Annotated in this window: 16 protein-coding genes; 14 read left to right on the forward strand and 2 right to left on the reverse strand. The window is 64.0% G+C overall.

Annotated elements, in window-relative coordinates; translation table 11 throughout:
* Positions 1–639: 639 nt before the first annotated feature.
* The 4 genes from carA to LDO54_RS06865 all read left to right on the forward strand — a co-directional run bounded on the left by carA (position 640) and on the right by LDO54_RS06865 (position 6399).
* Positions 640–1776, forward strand: a complete 1137-nt coding sequence (gene carA / locus LDO54_RS06850; protein ID WP_224008390.1) for a glutamine-hydrolyzing carbamoyl-phosphate synthase small subunit — start codon at positions 640–642, stop codon at positions 1774–1776.
* A 138-nt stretch (positions 1777–1914) separates the two neighbouring features.
* Complete coding sequence (gene carB, locus LDO54_RS06855) at positions 1915–5169, forward strand: carbamoyl-phosphate synthase large subunit (RefSeq protein WP_224008393.1); 3255 nt, start codon at positions 1915–1917, stop codon at positions 5167–5169.
* Positions 5170–5375: 206 nt separating this feature from the next.
* The gene (gene greA / locus LDO54_RS06860) at positions 5376–5852 is read left to right on the forward strand and encodes a transcription elongation factor GreA (RefSeq protein WP_224008396.1); all 477 of its coding nucleotides are present in this window, start codon (positions 5376–5378) and stop codon (positions 5850–5852) included.
* 79 nt (positions 5853–5931) lie between these two features.
* Positions 5932–6399 carry a DUF4149 domain-containing protein gene (locus LDO54_RS06865; RefSeq protein ID WP_224008491.1) on the forward strand — a complete coding sequence of 156 codons (468 nt, stop codon included), beginning with the start codon at positions 5932–5934 and terminating at the stop codon, positions 6397–6399.
* Between the two features lie 101 nt (positions 6400–6500).
* Here the strand turns inward: LDO54_RS06865 and LDO54_RS06870 are convergent, their stop codons facing one another.
* On the reverse strand, positions 6501–7046 hold the full coding sequence (locus tag LDO54_RS06870; RefSeq protein WP_224008398.1) for a YhbY family RNA-binding protein: 546 nt from the start codon (positions 7044–7046) through the stop codon (positions 6501–6503).
* Between the two features lie 249 nt (positions 7047–7295).
* Here LDO54_RS06870 and LDO54_RS06875 point away from each other — a divergent pair, with 249 nt between their 5' ends.
* The 4 genes from LDO54_RS06875 to glmM all read left to right on the forward strand — a co-directional run bounded on the left by LDO54_RS06875 (position 7296) and on the right by glmM (position 12647).
* Positions 7296–7958: an RlmE family RNA methyltransferase gene (locus LDO54_RS06875; protein WP_224008400.1), complete on the forward strand. Its 663-nt coding sequence runs from the start codon at positions 7296–7298 to the stop codon at positions 7956–7958.
* 230 nt (positions 7959–8188) lie between these two features.
* Complete coding sequence (ftsH, locus tag LDO54_RS06880) at positions 8189–10084, forward strand: ATP-dependent zinc metalloprotease FtsH (protein WP_224008418.1); 1896 nt, start codon at positions 8189–8191, stop codon at positions 10082–10084.
* A gap of 264 nt (positions 10085–10348) precedes the next feature.
* The gene (folP, locus tag LDO54_RS06885) at positions 10349–11155 is read left to right on the forward strand and encodes a dihydropteroate synthase (protein ID WP_224008494.1); all 807 of its coding nucleotides are present in this window, start codon (positions 10349–10351) and stop codon (positions 11153–11155) included.
* 139 nt (positions 11156–11294) lie between these two features.
* Positions 11295–12647 carry a phosphoglucosamine mutase gene (gene glmM, locus LDO54_RS06890; RefSeq protein ID WP_224008420.1) on the forward strand — a complete coding sequence of 451 codons (1353 nt, stop codon included), beginning with the start codon at positions 11295–11297 and terminating at the stop codon, positions 12645–12647.
* On the opposite strand, the gene LDO54_RS06895 is transcribed toward glmM, so the two are convergent.
* Positions 12602–12769, reverse strand: a complete 168-nt coding sequence (locus LDO54_RS06895) for a hypothetical protein (RefSeq protein ID WP_224008422.1) — start codon at positions 12767–12769, stop codon at positions 12602–12604. The two genes, glmM and LDO54_RS06895, sit on opposite strands and share 46 nt — an antisense overlap.
* Before the next feature lie 347 nt (positions 12770–13116).
* Between LDO54_RS06895 and pstS the strand changes: the two genes are divergently transcribed.
* The 6 genes from pstS to phoB all read left to right on the forward strand — a co-directional run bounded on the left by pstS (position 13117) and on the right by phoB (position 18630).
* Entirely contained in the window at positions 13117–14148 is a 1032-nt protein-coding gene (pstS, locus tag LDO54_RS06900) for a phosphate ABC transporter substrate-binding protein PstS (RefSeq protein ID WP_224008426.1), read from the forward strand.
* Positions 14149–14384: 236 nt separating this feature from the next.
* The gene (gene pstC / locus LDO54_RS06905; protein ID WP_065061350.1) at positions 14385–15371 is read left to right on the forward strand and encodes a phosphate ABC transporter permease PstC; all 987 of its coding nucleotides are present in this window, start codon (positions 14385–14387) and stop codon (positions 15369–15371) included.
* Positions 15368–16264 carry a phosphate ABC transporter permease PstA gene (gene pstA / locus LDO54_RS06910; RefSeq protein WP_224008427.1) on the forward strand — a complete coding sequence of 299 codons (897 nt, stop codon included), beginning with the start codon at positions 15368–15370 and terminating at the stop codon, positions 16262–16264. The genes pstC and pstA overlap by 4 nt, the downstream gene beginning before the upstream one ends.
* Positions 16265–16366: 102 nt before the next feature.
* A complete protein-coding gene (pstB, locus tag LDO54_RS06915) occupies positions 16367–17128 on the forward strand; it encodes a phosphate ABC transporter ATP-binding protein PstB (protein ID WP_405045003.1) in 762 nt (253 codons plus the stop codon).
* Between the two features lie 43 nt (positions 17129–17171).
* Complete coding sequence (phoU, locus tag LDO54_RS06920) at positions 17172–17876, forward strand: phosphate signaling complex protein PhoU (RefSeq protein ID WP_224008430.1); 705 nt, start codon at positions 17172–17174, stop codon at positions 17874–17876.
* Between the two features lie 52 nt (positions 17877–17928).
* The gene (phoB, locus tag LDO54_RS06925; protein ID WP_042261377.1) at positions 17929–18630 is read left to right on the forward strand and encodes a phosphate regulon transcriptional regulator PhoB; all 702 of its coding nucleotides are present in this window, start codon (positions 17929–17931) and stop codon (positions 18628–18630) included.
* Positions 18631–18839 lie beyond the last annotated feature (209 nt).

Here is an 18839-nt window from a genome sequence, read left to right on the forward strand (position 1 = left end):
GGGGGCAACGCATGGTGTTTCGCTCCGATCACTACTAGCCTTTTGACGCCGTCACCCCGCCAGGTGGCGGCGTTTTCGTTGGTGGGTCCGTTATTGCAATAAGCGCAAGCGGCCGCGAGATGGAAGGGCGCGAGCCTGTCGGCGTTCGGCGTCCGCGGGTCGTACCCGATCCGGCATCCCCTTGCCGTGCGCGCCGCGCCGCCTATATTTGAAACGGCGGTGGAAAGGGTGCACGAAAGGGCACTCGAAAGGGCACTCGAAAGGGCGCCGATCCGGCGCTCGCCGCCGCGCCGCTCGTCCGGCGTCATCTCGAAATTTGAAGGAAAGGGCAATTTCGCGCTATAATTTCAAGGTTTGAGCTTATCAACCCGCACCCTAGCGCCTACCTCCCCCCATCCGTTCATCCGCCGCCCGCGCTTTACCGTCAAAATGGCCGGCTGCCGCCCGATCGAGCGTCACAAACGCACCTTCAGGCCCGGCGCCCAGACTGCCAGACGCACGGTTGAGCCGCGCAACGAGTGCGCCGCGCGCGCGTCCCGATCCCACCAGACAGGATGCCGACGCCGCAGCCGCTCCAGGTCGCAAGATCGCAACGTCGGATAACAGGTCGGCACAGGGTGCTCCCCCAAGGAGTCTCCCGTGTTGCCGTCATTCTCTCCCGCTCTGCTCGCGCTCGCCGACGGCACGGTCTTTCGTGGTTATTCGATCGGCGCGTCCGGCCATACGATCGGTGAAGTCGTGTTCAACACGGCCATCACCGGTTATCAGGAAATCCTGACCGACCCGAGCTACGCTCGCCAGATCGTCACCTTGACGTATCCGCATATCGGCAACGTCGGCGTCAACGCCGAAGACGTCGAAGCCACGAAAGTCCATGCCGCCGGTCTGATCATCCGTGACCTGCCCGTGCTCGCCTCCAACTTCCGCATGGAGCGCACGCTCGGCGACTATCTGAAGGACGAAGGCGTGGTCGCCATCGCCGGTATCGATACGCGCAAGCTCACGCGTATCCTGCGCGACAAGGGCGCGCAGAACGGCGCGATCCTCGCCGGTTCCGACGACGAAGCCAAGGCTATCGAACTCGCGCGCTCGTTCCCGGGCCTCGCGGGCATGGACCTCGCGAAGGTCGTCTCGACCGACAAGTCCTATACGTGGAACACCACGGAATGGCGTCTGGGCGAAGGCTACCGCACGCAGTCGGCGCCGAAGTACAAGGTCGTGGCGTTCGACTACGGCGTGAAGCAGAACATCCTGCGCATGCTCGCCGAGCGCGGCTGCGACGTCACGGTGCTGCCGGCGCAAGCCACGGCTGAAGACGCGCTCGCGCTGAACCCGGACGGCGTGTTCCTCTCGAACGGCCCCGGCGATCCGGAACCGTGCGACTACGCGATCAAGGCGGCGCAGGCGTTCATCGAGCGCGGCATCCCCACGTTCGGCATCTGCCTCGGCCACCAGATCATGGGCCTCGCCGTCGGCGCGAAGACGCTCAAGATGAAGACGGGCCACCACGGCGCGAACCATCCGGTGAAGGATCTGACCGATGGCCGCGTGGTCATCACGTCGCAGAACCACGGCTTCGCGGTCGACGCCGCCACGCTGCCCGCCAACGCGCGCGTCACGCACGTGTCGCTGTTCGACGGCACGCTGCAAGGTTTCGAGCTGACCGACAAGCCGGCATTCTGCTTCCAGGGCCACCCGGAAGCGTCGCCCGGCCCGCAGGACATCGGCTATCTGTTCGACCGCTTCACGGCGCTGATGGACAAGGCCAAGGCGTAAGCCCGAGGCCCGCAGGAACGAGCAGAGCAGGGTGCGCAGCGAGCCGGAATCCAGACCGGCCCACGCGCGCACCCGGCGGCAAGCAGAGCAGGCGAGCCGCCAGACGTAAAAGACACAGGAATATTTAGCGAGAGCGTTATGCCCAAGCGGACAGACATCAAGAGCATTCTCATCATCGGCGCGGGTCCGATCATCATCGGCCAGGCGTGCGAGTTCGATTATTCGGGCGCGCAGGCATGCAAGGCGCTGCGTGAAGAGGGCTACAAGGTCATCCTCGTCAACAGCAATCCGGCGACGATCATGACCGACCCGAACACGGCCGACGTCACCTACATCGAGCCGATCACGTGGGAAGTGGTGGAGCGCATCATCGAGAAGGAGCGCCCGGACGCGATCCTGCCGACGATGGGCGGCCAGACCGCGCTGAACTGCGCGCTCGACCTGCATCACCACGGCGTGCTGACGAAGTACAACGTCGAGCTGATCGGCGCATCGCCGGAAGCGATCGACAAGGCCGAAGACCGCCAGAAGTTCAAGGACGCGATGACCAAGATCGGTCTCGGTTCGGCGAAGTCGGGCGTCGCGCACTCGATGGAAGAGGCGCTCAAGGTGCAAGGCGAGATCGCCGAGCAGACCGGCACGGGCGGCTATCCGGTCGTGATCCGTCCGTCGTTCACGCTCGGCGGTTCGGGCGGCGGCATCGCGTACAACCGCGAAGAGTTCGAAGAGATCTGCAAGCGCGGTCTCGACCTCTCGCCCACGCGCGAACTGCTGATCGAAGAGTCGCTGCTCGGCTGGAAGGAATACGAGATGGAAGTGGTCCGCGACAAGGCGGATAACTGCATCATCGTGTGCTCGATCGAAAACCTGGACCCGATGGGCATCCACACCGGCGACTCGATCACGGTCGCGCCGGCGCAAACGCTCACCGACAAGGAATACCAGATCCTGCGCGACGCCTCGCTGGCGGTGCTGCGCGAAATCGGCGTGGACACGGGCGGTTCGAACGTGCAGTTCTCGATCGACCCGCGCACGGGCCGCATGATCGTGATCGAAATGAACCCGCGCGTATCGCGTTCGTCGGCGCTGGCCTCGAAGGCCACGGGCTTCCCGATCGCCAAGGTCGCGGCGAAGCTGGCCGTCGGCTACACGCTCGACGAGCTCAAGAACGAAATCACCGGCGGCGCGACCCCGGCTTCGTTCGAACCGACCATCGACTACGTCGTCACGAAGATTCCGCGTTTCGCGTTCGAAAAATTCCGCGAAGCCGATTCGCGCCTCACGACGCAGATGAAGTCGGTCGGCGAAGTGATGGCGATTGGCCGCACGTTCCAGGAGTCGTTCCAGAAGGCGCTGCGCGGTCTCGAAGTCGGCGTCGACGGTCTGGACGAAAAGACCACGAGCCGCGACGAGATCATCCGCGAGATCGGCGAAGCCGGCCCGGACCGCATCTGGTATGTGGGCGACGCGTTCCGCGTGGGCATGACGCGCGAAGAGATCTTCGAAGAAACCGCGATCGATCCGTGGTTCCTCGCGCAGATCGAACAGATCATCCAGAAGGAAGAAGCGGCGAAGGGCCGCACGCTCGAAAGCCTCTCGAAGGACGAGCTGCGTTACCTCAAGCAAAGCGGTTTCTCGGATCGCCGTCTGGCGAAGCTGCTCGGTTCGAACGCCGCCGACGTGCGCAAGCGCCGTATCGAGCTGAATGTGCGCCCGGTCTACAAGCGCGTGGACACGTGCGCGGCCGAGTTCGCCACGAAGACCGCCTACATGTACTCGACCTATGAGGACGAGTGCGAGGCGAACCCGACGAACAACAAGAAGATCATGGTGCTGGGCGGCGGCCCGAACCGGATCGGCCAGGGTATCGAGTTCGACTACTGCTGCGTTCACGCTGCGCTCGCGATGCGCGAAGACGGCTACGAAACGATCATGGTCAACTGCAACCCGGAAACCGTTTCGACCGACTACGACACGTCCGACCGTCTGTACTTCGAGTCGCTCACGCTCGAAGACGTGCTCGAAATCGTCGACCTCGAAAAGCCGGTTGGCGTGATCGTGCAGTACGGCGGCCAGACGCCGCTGAAGCTCGCGCTCGACCTCGAGGCGAACGGCGTGCCCATCGTCGGCACCTCGCCGGACATGATCGACGCGGCCGAAGACCGCGAGCGCTTCCAGAAGCTGCTGCAGGACCTCGGTCTGCGCCAGCCGCCGAACCGCACCGCGCGCGCCGAAGACGAAGCGCTCAAGCTCGCCGACGAAATCGGCTACCCGCTCGTCGTGCGTCCGTCGTACGTGCTGGGCGGCCGCGCAATGGAAATCGTCCACGAGCCGCGCGACCTCGAACGCTACATGCGCGAGGCCGTGAAGGTATCGAACGATTCGCCGGTGCTGCTCGACCGCTTCCTGAACGACGCGATCGAATGCGACGTCGACTGCATCTCCGATGGCACGGACGTGTTCATCGGCGGCGTGATGGAGCACATCGAACAGGCAGGCGTGCACTCGGGCGACTCGGCTTGCTCGCTGCCGCCGTACTCGCTGTCGCAGGAAACGGTCACGGAACTGAAGCGTCAAACCGCCGCAATGGCGAAGGCGCTGAACGTGGTCGGCCTGATGAACGTGCAGTTCGCGATCCAGCAAGTGCCGCAGGACGACGGTTCGAAGAAGGACATCATCTACGTGCTGGAAGTGAACCCGCGCGCTTCGCGTACGGTGCCGTACGTGTCGAAGGCGACCAGCCTGCCGCTCGCGAAGATCGCGGCGCGCGCGATGGTCGGCCAGAAGCTGGCGGAGCAGGGCGTGACGAAGGAAGTCGTGCCGCCGTACTTCAGCGTGAAGGAAGCGGTGTTCCCGTTCATCAAGTTCCCGACCGTCGACCCGGTGCTCGGACCCGAAATGCGTTCGACCGGCGAAGTGATGGGCGTGGGCAAGACCTTCGGCGAAGCGCTGTTCAAGTCGCAGCTCGCAGCCGGTTCGCGCCTGCCCGAGTCGGGCACCGTTTTCATCACGGTGATGGATTCGGACAAGCCGAAGGCCGTCGAAGTCGCGCGCATGCTGCACGAACTCGGCTACGGTCTGGTCGCGACGCGCGGCACGGCTGCGGCGATCGAAGCGGCCGGCGTGCCGGTCAAGGTCGTCAACAAGGTGAAGGACGGCCGTCCGCACATCGTCGACATGATCAAGAACGGTGAGATTTCGCTCGTGTTCACGACCGTCGACGAGACCCGCGCGGCGATCGCCGACTCGCGTTCGATCCGCATGAGCGCGCAGGCGAACAAGGTCACGTACTACACCACGATGTCCGGCGCGCGCGCCGCCGTCGAGGGTCTGCGCTACCTGAAGAACCTGGAAGTCTATGATTTACAAGGCCTCCACGCTCGCCTAAACTAAGGCTACCTTTGCCTGCCCAATACGGAACGAGGCAGGCAAAAAGCTGAATGTGCCGCGGTTAAGCGGCGTCCCAACAGGGTTTTCAGGCTGCGCTAATGTGCGCCGCCGCCCTCGCGGGATGCACTTAACCGCGGAATTTTTTTTATGGCCGTCCGCGCATGTGCGGGCGGCATCAATACGGCCCCAAGCGGCTGAACGAGTTGTTTATGAGCACGATTCCCTTGACCAAGCGCGGCGCAGATCAACTTCGCGAAGAACTGCAGCGCCTGAAATCCGTCGAGCGTCCGGCGGTCATCAATTCGATCTCCGAAGCGCGCGCCCAGGGCGATCTGTCCGAAAACGCGGAATACGACGCCGCGAAGGAAAAGCAGGGCTTCATCGAAGGCCGCATCGCTGAAATCGAATCGAAGCTGGCGGCTGCGCAGGTCATCGACCCGTCGACGCTGGAGGCCGAAGGCCGCGTCGTGTTCGGTTCGACCGTCGATCTCGAAGACCTCGAATCGGGCAATACCGTCACGTACCAGATCGTCGGCGACGACGAAGCCGACCTCGAACACGGTCTCATTTCGGTGAGCTCGCCCATCGCGCGCGCGCTGATCGGCAAGTCGGAAGGCGACGTGGCCGCGGTGCAGGCGCCGAGCGGCGTGCGCGAGTACGAAGTCATCGAGGTTCGTTACATCTGAGAAGGCGCCGATCATGGGTCACGACGTGAAGAATGACGTGAGCGCCGACATTGCTGCTGCCCGCCCGGGCGCGTCGCTCGTGCCGCACAGGCTGTTCGCGCTGATCGCGATGCTGTGGGTCGGCAGCCAGCTGACTATCGGTTATGCGGTGGCGCCCGTGCTGTTCGCGTCGCTCGACCGCATGTCGGCGGGCGCGATCGCGGCGCAGGTATTTCGCATCGAAGGCATGATCGGGCTCGTGAGCGGCGTGCTGCTGCTGGTGCTCGCGAACGTGTTCGTGAAGCGCGGCGAGGTGGGGTATCGCCGGCTGCGCTGGCTGCTGATCGGCATGCTGCTGTGCGTGGTGGTCGGCTATTACGCGCTGCAACCGTTCATGAACGCCATGCGCATGAACGCGGCGCAGGCCGGCATCGACATCGCGCATTCGGCTTATGCGAGCCGCTTCGGCATGCTGCACGGCATTTCGAGCCTGTTCTATCTGGTGCAGAGCCTGCTGGGTGCGTGGCTTGTGTGGCTGCTGCCTTCGGCGCGCGGTGTGCGCCGATAAGTCGGGTGCGCGCGACGCGATCTCGCGCAATGAAAAAAGCGCGGCATGCGTGCCGCGCTTTTTTATTTCAGGCAGTCGGGCGATGTACCGCCCGAGCCCGCTTACTTGGCGTTCTGATGCGAACGCTTCGCGCTGGTCTGACGCTTCTTGGCGCGCTTGACGTTGCCGCCTTGCGTGACGCGCTCGTTGCCCTTGACCGTGACGCTTTGCTTCTTCGGCTTGCGCATCGGGTTGTCCGACGGCTTGACGACCTTCACGACGCGCGGCGAGGCGCCGCGCTTGCCGGCTTCGCGCGCGCTCGGCACATCGCCGGCCGGACGCGACACGGTGCCGCGCGCGCCGGCGCGGGCCAGGGTGGTCTTCGGCTTGGCTTGCTCGGGCTTGTAGATCACCAGCAGCTTGCCGATGTGCTGGATGGGCGCCGCGTTCAGGCGGTCGCAGATCTCTTCGTAGATCGCGAGGCGCTCTTCGCGCTCGTCGCCGAACACGCGCACCTTGATGAGCTGGTGCGCGTCGAGGTGAACCTGGATTTCCTTGAGGACGGCGTCGGTCAGTCCCTCGGCGCCGATGAGCACGACCGGTTTGAGCGCGTGAGCCGCGGAACGAAATTCGGAGCGCTGTTCGGCAGTAAGAGTGAGGGCGGGCATGGGATGTGGCAGACTCGACTAAAATGACGGCGCTCGCCATGAATCGCGGCCACACAACGAGGGGCCGCCGGGCGAAAGGCGCGTCGGAAACAACGGAAAAACCGTGGAGGACGGCGCGGCGCGGGCAGAGACCGGCAGGCGCGGCGGTGCAAACACGCCACAGAAACCGGACGGGCCGCGACGGCCGCACGAATTAAACGCGTATTATCCGCTAAAAGCGCGACATCACGCAGCAAGAGTTCATCTTTAATGGCAAAAAACCGCTTCAACACGTCGTGGCTGCACGACCATATTAACGATCCGTACGTGAAGATGGCGCAACGGGAGGGATATCGCGCCCGCGCCGCCTACAAGCTGAAGGAAATCGACGAGCAGGACAAACTGATCCGTCCTGGCATGGTGATCGTCGACCTCGGCGCAGCGCCCGGCAGCTGGAGCCAGTACGCACGTAACAAGCTCGTGCAGAGCTCGAAGCGCGACGAGCAGCGTCAGGGCGGCATCGACGGCACGATCATTGCGCTCGACCTCCTGCCCATGGAGCCGATCGCCGACGTCCAGTTCCTGCAAGGCGACTTCCGCGAAGACTCCGTGCTCGCGCAACTCGAAGAAACGCTGGCCGGCCGTCCGGTGGACCTTGTAATTTCGGACATGGCACCCAATCTATCGGGGGTCGCGTCTGCGGACGCCGCGCGCATCGAGCATATTTGCGATCTCGCGCTCGAGTTTTCGCAGAATCATCTGAAATCCGATGGTGCCCTTTTAGTAAAATGCTTTCACGGCAGTGGTTACAGCCAGATCGTCGAGAACTTCAAGCATCAGTTCAAGGTCGTGGCCGCGCGCAAACCGAAGGCTTCGCGCGATAAATCGTCCGAAACGTTTATATTGGGCAAACATCTGAAGCGACCCCGTTAAACCGGGCAACGCGAAAGAATCGGTTCCAGTGCAGCAGGCGTTTTGCAAGAACTGTCATAAAGCGGTGCGAAAAAGCTTCGCGCCGCCCCGAAAGGCAGTTCCGACAAGGCGCGCGGGCTATCCCGACCTTAGCGAAACGTTATGGCGAGCCCCTGCGTACTGGATTAGAATGCTTTGGTGGTGTCGCAAGGCAAATGTAGGCGCCCGTCTATGAGTGAAGGAGTGGTGCTTTGAACAACAACATGTTTTCGAAGGCAGCGGTGTGGTTGGTAATCGCACTGGTGCTGTTTACGGTGTTCAAGCAGTTCGACAAGCCCCGTGTCCAGGAAGGCGTTTCCTATTCGCAGTTCATGGACGACGCGAAGAACGGCAAGGTCAAGAGCGTCGTGGTGCAGGGGCGGAACCTCACGGTCACTCCGGCCGACGGCCAGAAATACCAGATCGTCTCCCCCGGTGACATCTGGATGGTCGGCGACCTGATGAAATACGGCGTGCAGGTGAGCGGCAAGGCCGACGAAGAGCCGAACGCGCTTGTCTCGGCGCTGTACTACCTCGGGCCTACGCTCCTGATCATCGTGTTCTGGTTCTACATGATGAGGCAGATGCAGGGTGGCGGCAAAGGCGGGGCGTTTTCGTTCGGCAAGTCGCGCGCGCGTCTGATCGACGAGAACAACAACGCGGTCAACTTCTCCGACGTCGCGGGCTGCGACGAAGCGAAGGAAGAAGTGTCCGAGCTCGTCGACTTCCTGCGTGATCCGCAAAAATTCCAGAAGCTGGGCGGGCGCATCCCGCGCGGCGTGCTGCTGGTCGGCCCTCCGGGTACCGGTAAGACGCTGCTCGCGCGCGCCATCGCCGGCGAAGCGAAGGTGCCGTTCTTCAGCATCTCGGGTTCGGACTTCGTCGAAATGTTCGTCGGCGTGGGCGCGGCCCGCGTGCGCGACATGTTCGAGCAGGCCAAGAAGCACGCGCCCTGCATCGTGTTCATCGACGAAATCGACGCGGTCGGCCGCCATCGTGGCGCTGGCATGGGCGGCGGTAACGACGAGCGCGAGCAGACGCTGAACCAGATGCTGGTGGAAATGGACGGCTTCGAGGCGAACTCGGGCGTCATCGTGATCGCGGCAACCAACCGTTCGGACGTGCTCGACAAGGCGCTGCTGCGTCCGGGCCGTTTCGACCGCCAGGTCTACGTCGGTCTGCCGGACATCCGCGGCCGCGAGCAGATCATGAAGGTTCACCTGCGCAAGGTGCCGATCGCCAACGACGTGGACGCAGCGGTCATCGCGCGCGGCACGCCGGGCTTCTCGGGCGCCGACCTCGCGAACCTCGTGAACGAAGCTGCGCTGTTTGCGGCGCGTCGCGGCAAGCGCATCGTCGAAATGCAGGACTTCGAAGACGCGAAGGACAAGATCTTCATGGGTCCGGAGCGCAAGTCGGCCGTCATCCGCGAAGAAGCGAAGCGTGCCACGGCGTATCACGAGTCGGGTCACGCCGTGATCGCGAAGCTGCTGCCGAAGGCTGATCCGGTCCACAAGGTCACGATCATTCCGCGTGGCCGTGCACTGGGCGTGACGTGGCAGTTGCCCGAGCACGACAACGAAACGTACTCGAAGGACTATCTGCTGGACCGTCTGGCGATTCTGTTCGGCGGCCGCGTGGCGGAAGAGCTGTTCATGAACCTGATTAGCACGGGTGCCTCGGACGACTTCAACAAGGCAACGCAGACGGCCCGCGCAATGGTCACGCGCTTCGGCATGACCGACGCGCTCGGACCGATGGTCTACGCCGACGACGACAACGACGGCGGCGCATTCGGCAAGGGCTTCACGCGTGTGATTTCGGAAGCCACGCAGCAGAAGGTCGACGCGGAAATCCGCCGCGTGCTCGACGAGCAGTACAGCCTCGCGAAGCGTCTGCTCGACGAAAACCGCGACAAGGTCGAAGCCATGACCGCCGCGCTGATGGAGTGGGAAACGATCGACGCCGATCAGATCAATGACATCATGGCCGGCCGTCCGCCGCGCTCGCCGAAGAGCAGCCCGTCCTCCGCGGGCGACGCTTCCTCGGGTGGCAGCAGCACGGGCACCGAAGTCAAGCCCGGTAGCAGCGCCACTGCGCCGGCCTGATCGCCGGTAGTGCGTCAGATCGAGTAAAGTTGCGGGCCGGTGTGATCTTCACATCGGCCCGTTTTGCATTTCTGGCTGCATTGATGGTCGCCGCGCCGCGCGAGCCTTCGGGCTGGCGTTTGCGGGCGACCGCATTTCGTTACACCTCTGACGTTTCTTGACGTGCCCAATCTGACCTCACAGGGTAATAATCTTCACCCTGAGCTTGCCCCGGAGCCGCTCGCCTGCGGCCGTTTCACGCTGACCTTCGAGCGACCGCTCGTGATGGGGATTCTCAACGCGACGCCCGATTCGTTTTCCGACGGCGGCCGCTATGTGGCATTCGACGACGCGCTGCGCCGCGCCGAGCAGATGATGCTCGACGGCGTGGACATCATCGATATCGGCGGGGAGTCGACGCGCCCAGGCGCGCCGCCCGTGCCGCTCGATGAAGAACTCGAACGCGTGATCCCGCTGATCGAACGGCTCAAGGGCGCGAATGTCCCGCTGTCGATCGACACGTACAAGCCGGACGTCATGCGCCACGCGATTGCGGCGGGCGCGGACCTGATCAACGACATCTGGGGCTTTCGTATGCCCGGCGCCGTCGAGGCCGTGCGCGAAAGCGACTGCGGGCTGTGCGTGATGCACATGCTCGGCGAGCCGCAGACGATGCAGGTCGGCGAGCCCGACTATGACGATGTCGTGCGCGAGGTGCGCGAGTTTCTGGCCGGACGCTGCGCCGAGCTCGAAGCGGCGGGCGTCGCGAAGGCGCGCATCAGCGTCGATCCGGGCTTCGGCTTCGGCAAGTCGGTGATCGAGCATAACTACGCGCTGCTGGCGCAGTTGCCGCAAACCGCGCCGGCGGTGCCGCAAGGCGTCGCACCGTATCCGATCCTTGCGGGCATGTCGCGCAAGTCGATGCTCGGCGCGCTCGTGAACCGGCCCGCGCCGGAGCGCGTGGCGGCCAGCGTGGCCGCGGCGGTCTGCGCGGCGCAGAAGGGCGCGGCGATCATCCGCGTGCACGACGTGGCGCCGACCGTCGACGCGCTCAAGGTGTGGGGCGCCATGCGCGCCGCCGAACGCGCTTGAGCGGGCGAGAGAGCGGGCGAGAAGCAGGCGATCAGGAAGGCCTTGAAGAAGGCCGCCATCGCGCAGTACAGGGCAGCACGGCAGCATGAAAACGCGGCGCGCAGGCGCCGCAAAATAGAACCAAAGAGAGGTTTGAGGTATGGGACGTCGTTATTTCGGAACCGATGGGGTGCGCGGCAAGGTGGGTGTCGCGCCGATCACGCCTGATTTCGTGCTGCGGCTGGGCTACGCGGCGGGCAAGGTGCTGGCCGGCGCCGCGCCGGTGTCGGGGCCGCGTCCGTCCGTGCTGATCGGCAAGGACACGCGCATTTCGGGCTACATGCTGGAGGCGTCGCTGGAAGCGGGGTTGTCGGCCGCGGGCATCGACGTGATGCTGGCCGGGCCGATGACCACGCCGGGCATCGCCTATCTCACGCGCGCGCTGCGTCTTGCCGCGGGCGTCGTGATCAGCGCCTCGCACAATCCGTACTACGACAACGGCATCAAGTTCTTCTCGGCCGACGGCAACAAGCTGCCCGACGACGTCGAAACGCAGATCGAGGAGCAGCTCGAACTGCCGCTCGACTGCGCGCCGTCCGAGCAACTCGGCCGCGCGCGCCGCCTGCACGATGCGGGCGGGCGCTATATCGAGTTCTGCAAGAGCACGTTCCCGCAGGCGTTCAATCTGCGCGGCATGAAGCTCGTCATCGACTGCGCGAACGGTGCGGCCTATGACATCGCGCCGCACGTCTTCCACGAGCTGGGCGCCGATGTGGTGCCGATCGGTGTGTCGCCGAACGGCTTCAACATCAACGACGGCGTGGGCGCGACGGCGCCGGACGCGCTGGTGCGCGCGGTGCGCGCCAATCACGCGGACCTCGGCATCGCGCTGGACGGCGACGCGGACCGTCTCCAGGTGGTCGACGCCCAGGGCCGTCTCTACAACGGCGACGAACTGCTCTACGTGCTCGTGAAGGACCGTATCGCGACCGACGGCAAGGTGGAGGGCGCGGTCGGCACGCTCATGACCAACCTCGCGGTCGAGCAGGCGCTCGACCGCCTCGGCGTGCAGTTCGTGCGCGCCAACGTGGGCGACCGCTACGTGCTCGAGCAACTGCGCGAGCGCGGCTGGCAGATCGGCGCGGAAGGCTCGGGTCACATCCTCTCGCTGGACCGCCACACGACCGGCGACGGCATTGTGTCCGCGCTGCTGGTGCTCGCGGCCATCAAGCGCAGCGGCAAGACGCTCGATCAGCTGATCGACGGCGTCACGCTGTTTCCGCAGAAGCTCATCAATGTGCGCATCGCGCAGGGCGCCGACTGGAAGGGCAACGCGGCCATCCAGAAGTCGATCGCCGACGCCGAAGCCGAGCTCAAGGGCAAGGGCCGCGTGCTGATCCGCGCCTCGGGCACGGAGCCGGTGCTGCGCGTGATGGTGGAAGCGCGCGACGAGCGCGACACGCTCCATTACGCCGAGTCGATCGCCGACACGGTGAAGCGCGCGATCGCCTGATCCTGGACCCAGGACAGCGTCACCTGGCCTGAGCGGACTCGACCGATGCGGTTGAGGTACGCGAGGCCGTCAAAAAGAAGCGATGCACGGCGCGACAATGCGTCGCGCATCGCTTTTTTCATGTGCGGCGCACCGCATTCTTCAGCAGAAATTTCGCAGTTCGAGCGAACGTTCCAAAACGTTTGCGAACGCTAATCGCGCGTTTTCAAATCGCTTTCATCCGTCCCTCGGCGGTTGATGCATTCGGACCCCGCTGCGCGGCCAAACGCCCGCCAGACGGGGCAGGGCGGCCGCAACGGCTTGCCGGCGGGGGTTTCACGGTTTTGAAGCAAACGCCTAACTTCTCCAGGTCCCGACTTTCAGGCGGTAATCGTACTGTCACGAACGCTTCATGAATCGTCACAGTACTGTCACAGAGAGGCCCTATTCTTCGCCCTGTCGTTCATCCGCTCACACACTTGGAGGTCTCATGAAATTGATGCAAACCGCGCTCGCTGGCGTTGCTGGCGCGCTCTTCGCGATGGCAGCCCACGCTGCTGACATCACCGGCGCGGGCAGCACCTTCGCAGCACCGATCTACACGAAATGGGCGGATGCCTATCAAAAGTCGGGCGGCGGCAAGGTGAACTACCAAGGCATCGGCTCGTCGGGCGGTATCAAGCAGATCGTCGCCAAGACGGTTGACTTCGCAGGTTCGGACGCGCCCCTGAAGGACGACGAACTGACGAAGGAAGGCCTGTTCCAGTTCCCGACGGTGGTGGGCGGCGTCGTGCCGGCGATCAACGTGCCGGGCATCAAGGCGGGTGAAATCACGCTGTCGGGCCAGGTGCTCGGCGACATCTACCTCGGCAAGATCAAGAAGTGGAACGACCCGGCGATCGCCGCGCTGAACCCGAAGGTCAAGCTGCCGGATCTGGACATCGCCGTGGTTCGCCGCGCAGACGGTTCGGGCACCAGCTTCATCTGGACGAACTACCTGTCGAAGGTCAACACCGAGTGGAAGAGCAAGGTCGGCGAAGGCTCGACCGTGAACTGGCCGACGGGTACGGGCGGTAAGGGCAACGACGGCGTCGCCGCCTTCGTGCAGCGTCTGCCGGGCGCGATCGGCTACGTCGAGTGGGCGTACGCCAAGCAAAATCACATGGTCTACACTGCCATGAAGAACGAATCGGGCGCGGTCGTCGAGCCGAGCACGGACACGTTCAAGGCCGCTGCCGCCGGCGCCGACTGGAAGAAGTCGTTCTACCAGATCCTGACGAACGAGCCGGGCAAGGAAGCATGGCCGGTCGTGGGCGCCACGTTCGTGCTGCTGCACACGGCACAGGACAAGCCGGATCAAGGCAAGGAAACGCTCAAGTTCTTCGACTGGGCGTTCAAGAACGGCACGCCGGCCGCCGACAGCCTCGACTACATCTCGCTGCCGCAATCGGTCGTGAGCGAGATCAAGTCGCAGTGGAAGGAAAAGGTCAAGGACGCAAGCGGCAAGGCTATCGCCGAGTAAGCGGACCGACCGTGTAGCTCACCGGGCCGCCCGCTTCGCGCGTGCGGCCCGTGCTGCTTCCGGGATACTGGTTATGCAGCTGTAATAATTCTGCAATATTTCCGTAAATACACCCGCTACGATGTGCCGCCCTGCGTGCTGATCGACCGGTCGCTGGACCGGCGCAGGGCGGTTGGCGGTTCTGGAACCGCATCAACGTCGCGAGCCTCGCTTGCGGCAACTGGAAACAGGTCATCATGTCCGACGTCCCGCTCGTCTCGAACCCGCCCGGCAACGCCGCGCAGCAGAAAGCGCCCAGCCCGGCAGGGGACATCATTTTTGGCGGCCTCACCCGCGGCGCCGCCATCGTCACGCTGTTGCTGCTCGGCGGCATCATCGTGTCGCTGATCGTCGCTTCGATGCCGACGATCCAGAAGTTCGGTCTCTCATTCCTCTGGACGGCCGACTGGGATCCTCCCAGCGACCAGTTCGGCGCGCTCGTGCCCATCTACGGCACGATCGCTACGTCGCTCATCGCGCTGATCATCGCCGTGCCGGTGAGCTTCGGCATTGCGCTGTTCCTCACTGAGCTGTCGCCGGCCTGGCTGCGCCGCCCGCTCGGCATCGCCATCGAACTGCTGGCCGCGATCCCGTCGATCGTGTACGGCATGTGGGGCCTGCTCGTGTTCGCGCCGATCTTCGCGCAATACTTCCAGCGCCCGCTCGGCCATCTGCTCGGCGACGTCTGGCTGATCGGCCCGCTGTTCCAGGGCCCGCCGATCGGCATCGGCATTCTGTGCGCGGGCGTCATTCTCGCGATCATGATCATTCCGTACATCGCCTCGGTGATGCGCGACGTGTTCGAAGTCACGCCCGTGCTGCTCAAGGAGTCGGCCTACGGCATCGGCTGCACGACGTGGGAAGTGATGTGGAAGATCGTGCTGCCCTTCACCAAGACCGGCGTGATCGGCGGCGTGATGCTCGGCCTCGGCCGCGCGCTCGGCGAGACCATGGCCGTCACGTTCGTGATCGGCAATACGAACCTGCTCGACAACGTCTCGCTGTTCTCGCCGGGCAACAGCATCACCTCGGCGCTCGCCAACGAGTTCGCCGAAGCGAGCCCGGGTCTGCATACCGCCGCGCTCATGGAGCTGGGCCTGATCCTGTTCGTGATTACCTTCATCGTGCTGGCGATCTCGAAGATCATGCTGCTGCGCCTTGAAAAGTCGGAGGGTGCGCGATGAGCGAGCCGATGCTGAAAATCCCGGGCGCCATCTACGGCCCCGAACTCGAACGCATGCGCGGCAAGCTGCAAAGCCGCCGCCGCGTGACCAACGCCATCGCGCTGACGGCGTCGCTCGGTGCCATGGCCTTCGGTCTGCTGTGGCTCGTGTGGATTCTCTACACGACGCTCTCGCTCGGCGTGGGCGGTCTGTCGGTGCAACTCTTCACGCAGTCGACGCCGCCGCCGAACACCGATGGCGGTGGTCTCGCCAACGCGATCGTCGGCAGCCTGGAACTGGTCGCGCTGGCGACGTTCGTCGGCACGCCGATCGGCATCCTGGCGGGCGTCTATCTCGCCGAATACGGCCAGAAGGGCTGGCTCGCGAGCATCACGCGCTTTATCAACGACATTCTGCTGTCGGCGCCGTCGATCGTCGTGGGCCTGTTCGTCTACGCGCTCGTGGTCGCGAAGATGGGCCACTTCAGCGGCTGGGCCGGTGCGATCTCGCTGGCGCTGCTGGAAATCCCGATCGTGATCCGCACGACCGAAAACATGCTGAAGCTGGTGCCGAATGCGCTGCGTGAAGCGGCCTTCGCGCTCGGCACGCCGAAGTGGAAAATGGTGCTGTCGATCACGCTCAAGGCGTCGATCGCGGGCATCGTGACGGGCGTGCTGCTCGCCGTGGCGCGTATCGCCGGCGAAACCGCGCCGCTGCTCTTTACGGCGCTGTCGAACCAGTTCTTCAGCATGGACATGAATCAGCCGATGGCGAACCTTCCGGTCACCATCTACAAGTTTGCGATGAGCCCGTTCTCGCAGTGGCAGTTGCTTGCCTGGGCCGGCGTGTTCCTGATCACGTTGGGCGTGCTGGGTCTGAATATCCTCGCGCGCACCATCTTTTCGAAAAAGTAAGGGCGGAGTCATCCGATGAATATGGCAGAGAGTCACCTCAATCCCGCTGCAAACGGCACCGCCCCTTCGGGCCTCGACCCCGCCCAGGGCAAAAGCGGTCTCATGCTCGGCAAGCCGAAGATCGAAGTGAAGGACCTGAACTTCTTCTACGGCAAGTACCACGCGCTCAAGAACATCAACCTGCAGATTCCCGAAGGCAAGGTGACGGCGTTCATCGGCCCGTCGGGCTGCGGCAAGTCCACGCTGCTGCGTACCTTCAACAAGATGTACGCGCTCTATCCCGAGCAGCGCGCCGAAGGCGAGATCCTGATGGACGGTGAGAACCTGCTCACCTACAACAAGGACATTTCGCTGCTGCGCGCGCGCGTGGGCATGGTGTTCCAGAAGCCGACCCCGTTCCCGATGTCGATTTACGACAACATCGCGTTCGGCGTGAAGATGTTCGAGAAGCTGTCGCGCCCGGAAATGGACGACCGCGTCGAATGGGCGCTCACCAAGGCGGCGCTCTGGAACGAAGTGAAGGACAAGCTCAACCAGAGCGGCTACGGCCTCTCGGGCGGCCAGCAGCAGCGTCTGTGCATCGCGCGCGGCATTGCTATCCGTCCCGAAGTGCTGCTGCTCGACGAGCCGTGCTCGGCGCTCGACCCGATCTCGACGGGCCGCATCGAAGAACTGATCGCGGAACTCAAGAGCGACTACACGGTGGTGATCGTCACCCACAACATGCAGCAGGCCGCGCGTTGCTCGGACTACACTGCGTACATGTATCTCGGCGAGCTGATCGAGTTCGGCGACACCGAGAAGATCTTCATCAAGCCGGTCCGCAAGGAAACGGAAGACTACATCACCGGCCGCTTCGGCTAATCACCGTCGGGTGATCCAGCCAGCGCAAGAAGGGAGAAACGACATGTCCGACAAGCATCTGTCCAGCCAGTTCGACGCCGACCTGAACCTGATTTCCTCGAAGGTGCTCGAAATGGGCGGCCTCGTGGAATCGCAGATCATCACGGCGATGCAGGCCCTCAACGAGTTCGACGGCGAAGCCGCCGAGCGCGTGATCGCCGCCGAAGACCGCCTCAACACGATGGAAGTCGAGATCGACGAGGAGTGCAGCAACATCATCGCGCGCCGTCAGCCGGCTGCGCGCGACCTGCGTCTCGTGCTCGCGATCTCGAAGACCATCACGAACCTCGAGCGCGCCGGCGACGAAGCCGAAAAGATCGCCAAGCGCACCAAGCGGCTGATGGAAGACGGCGCCTCGCGCGCGGTCAATATCGCCGAGATCAAGGTCTCGGGCGAGATGGCCGTGTCGATCCTGCGCCGCGCGCTCGACGCGTTCGCGCGCCTCGACACCGTGGCCGCCGCGCAGATCGTGCGCGACGACAAGGCGATCGACGAGGAATTCCGTGCGTTCGTGCGCAAGCTCGTGAGCTACATGATGGAAGATCCGCGCACGATTTCCGCGGGCCTCGACTATCTGTTCATCGCCAAGGCGATCGAGCGGATCGGCGACCACGCGAAGAACATCGCCGAATTCATCATCTACATCGTGAAGGGCACCGACGTGCGCCACAAGTCGCGCGACGCGCTCGAACGCGAAGCGTTGAGCTGATCCTTCACATTACGTAACAACGGTTTAACAGGTCTTAGTGCCAGAGGTGCCGATGCCCAGCAGCATTCTCGTCATCGAAGATGAGCCCGCGATTTCCGAGCTGATTTCCGTGAACCTGCAACACGCGGGTCATTGCCCGATCCGCGCGTATAACGCGGAACAGGCGCAGAACCTGATCAGCGACGTGCTGCCCGACCTCATCCTGCTCGACTGGATGCTGCCGGGCAAGTCGGGCGTCAATTTCGCGCGCGATCTGCGCAATAACGAGCGCACGAAGCATATTCCGATCATCATGCTGACCGCGCGCGGCGACGAGCAGGACAAGGTGCTCGGCCTCGAAATCGGCGCCGACGATTACGTCACGAAGCCGTTTTCGCCGAAGGAACTGATGGCGCGCATCAAGGCGGTCCTGCGCCGCCGCGCGCCGCAGCTCACGGAAGACGTGGTCGCCATCAACGGTCTCAAGCTCGATCCGGCCACGCACCGCGTCGCGGCCGCCGCCGAAGGCTCGGAGATCAAGCTCGATCTCGGCCCGACCGAGTTCCGCCTGCTGCACTTCTTCATGACGCACCCGGAGCGCGTGCACAGCCGCACGCAGCTGCTCGATCAGGTCTGGGGTGACCACGTGTTCGTCGAGGAGCGTACCGTCGACGTGCATATCAAACGTCTGCGTGCGGCGCTTAAGCCCGCGGGCTGCGATGCTATGATCGAAACGGTGCGCGGTAGCGGCTACCGTCTCGCCAAGAGCGCCTGAAGCTGACACTGAGCGGGCATCTGAGGAAGCGGGGCGGTTCGCCGCTCCGGTGCCCGGCCGCCTGAGGCCGGGCCGCAGTACGCCGGTGGCGGTCGCGATTTCGGCTGACGTCAAGCCGATTTCGGGCTGGCTCCAGGCTGACGTCAGGCTGACTTCAGTCTGACTCGCGCACTCCGGTGCTTTCCGTATCCGCCGCGCCCCGGTCCGGT

This window comes from Paraburkholderia tropica, from assembly GCF_914484835.1.
Taxonomy (GTDB): Bacteria; Pseudomonadota; Gammaproteobacteria; order Burkholderiales; family Burkholderiaceae; genus Paraburkholderia; species Paraburkholderia tropica_A.

What these genes read in the sequence shown, in the direction of transcription:
- carB (WP_224008393.1), top strand. Translation starts at nt 1,915, where the DNA reads ATGCCCAAGCGGACAGACATCAAGAGCATTCTCATCATCGGCGCGGGT.
- greA (WP_224008396.1), top strand. Translation starts at nt 5,376, where the DNA reads ATGAGCACGATTCCCTTGACCAAGCGCGGCGCAGATCAACTTCGCGAA.
- LDO54_RS06870 (WP_224008398.1), bottom strand. Translation starts at nt 7,046, where the DNA reads ATGCCCGCCCTCACTCTTACTGCCGAACAGCGCTCCGAATTTCGTTCC.
- LDO54_RS06875 (WP_224008400.1), top strand. Translation starts at nt 7,296, where the DNA reads ATGGCAAAAAACCGCTTCAACACGTCGTGGCTGCACGACCATATTAAC.
- folP (WP_224008494.1), top strand. Translation starts at nt 10,349, where the DNA reads ATGGGGATTCTCAACGCGACGCCCGATTCGTTTTCCGACGGCGGCCGC.
- glmM (WP_224008420.1), top strand. Translation starts at nt 11,295, where the DNA reads ATGGGACGTCGTTATTTCGGAACCGATGGGGTGCGCGGCAAGGTGGGT.
- LDO54_RS06895 (WP_224008422.1), bottom strand. Translation starts at nt 12,769, where the DNA reads ATGAAAAAAGCGATGCGCGACGCATTGTCGCGCCGTGCATCGCTTCTT.
- pstS (WP_224008426.1), top strand. Translation starts at nt 13,117, where the DNA reads ATGAAATTGATGCAAACCGCGCTCGCTGGCGTTGCTGGCGCGCTCTTC.
- pstC (WP_065061350.1), top strand. Translation starts at nt 14,385, where the DNA reads ATGTCCGACGTCCCGCTCGTCTCGAACCCGCCCGGCAACGCCGCGCAG.
- pstA (WP_224008427.1), top strand. Translation starts at nt 15,368, where the DNA reads ATGAGCGAGCCGATGCTGAAAATCCCGGGCGCCATCTACGGCCCCGAA.
- pstB (WP_405045003.1), top strand. Translation starts at nt 16,367, where the DNA reads ATGCTCGGCAAGCCGAAGATCGAAGTGAAGGACCTGAACTTCTTCTAC.
- phoU (WP_224008430.1), top strand. Translation starts at nt 17,172, where the DNA reads ATGTCCGACAAGCATCTGTCCAGCCAGTTCGACGCCGACCTGAACCTG.
- phoB (WP_042261377.1), top strand. Translation starts at nt 17,929, where the DNA reads ATGCCCAGCAGCATTCTCGTCATCGAAGATGAGCCCGCGATTTCCGAG.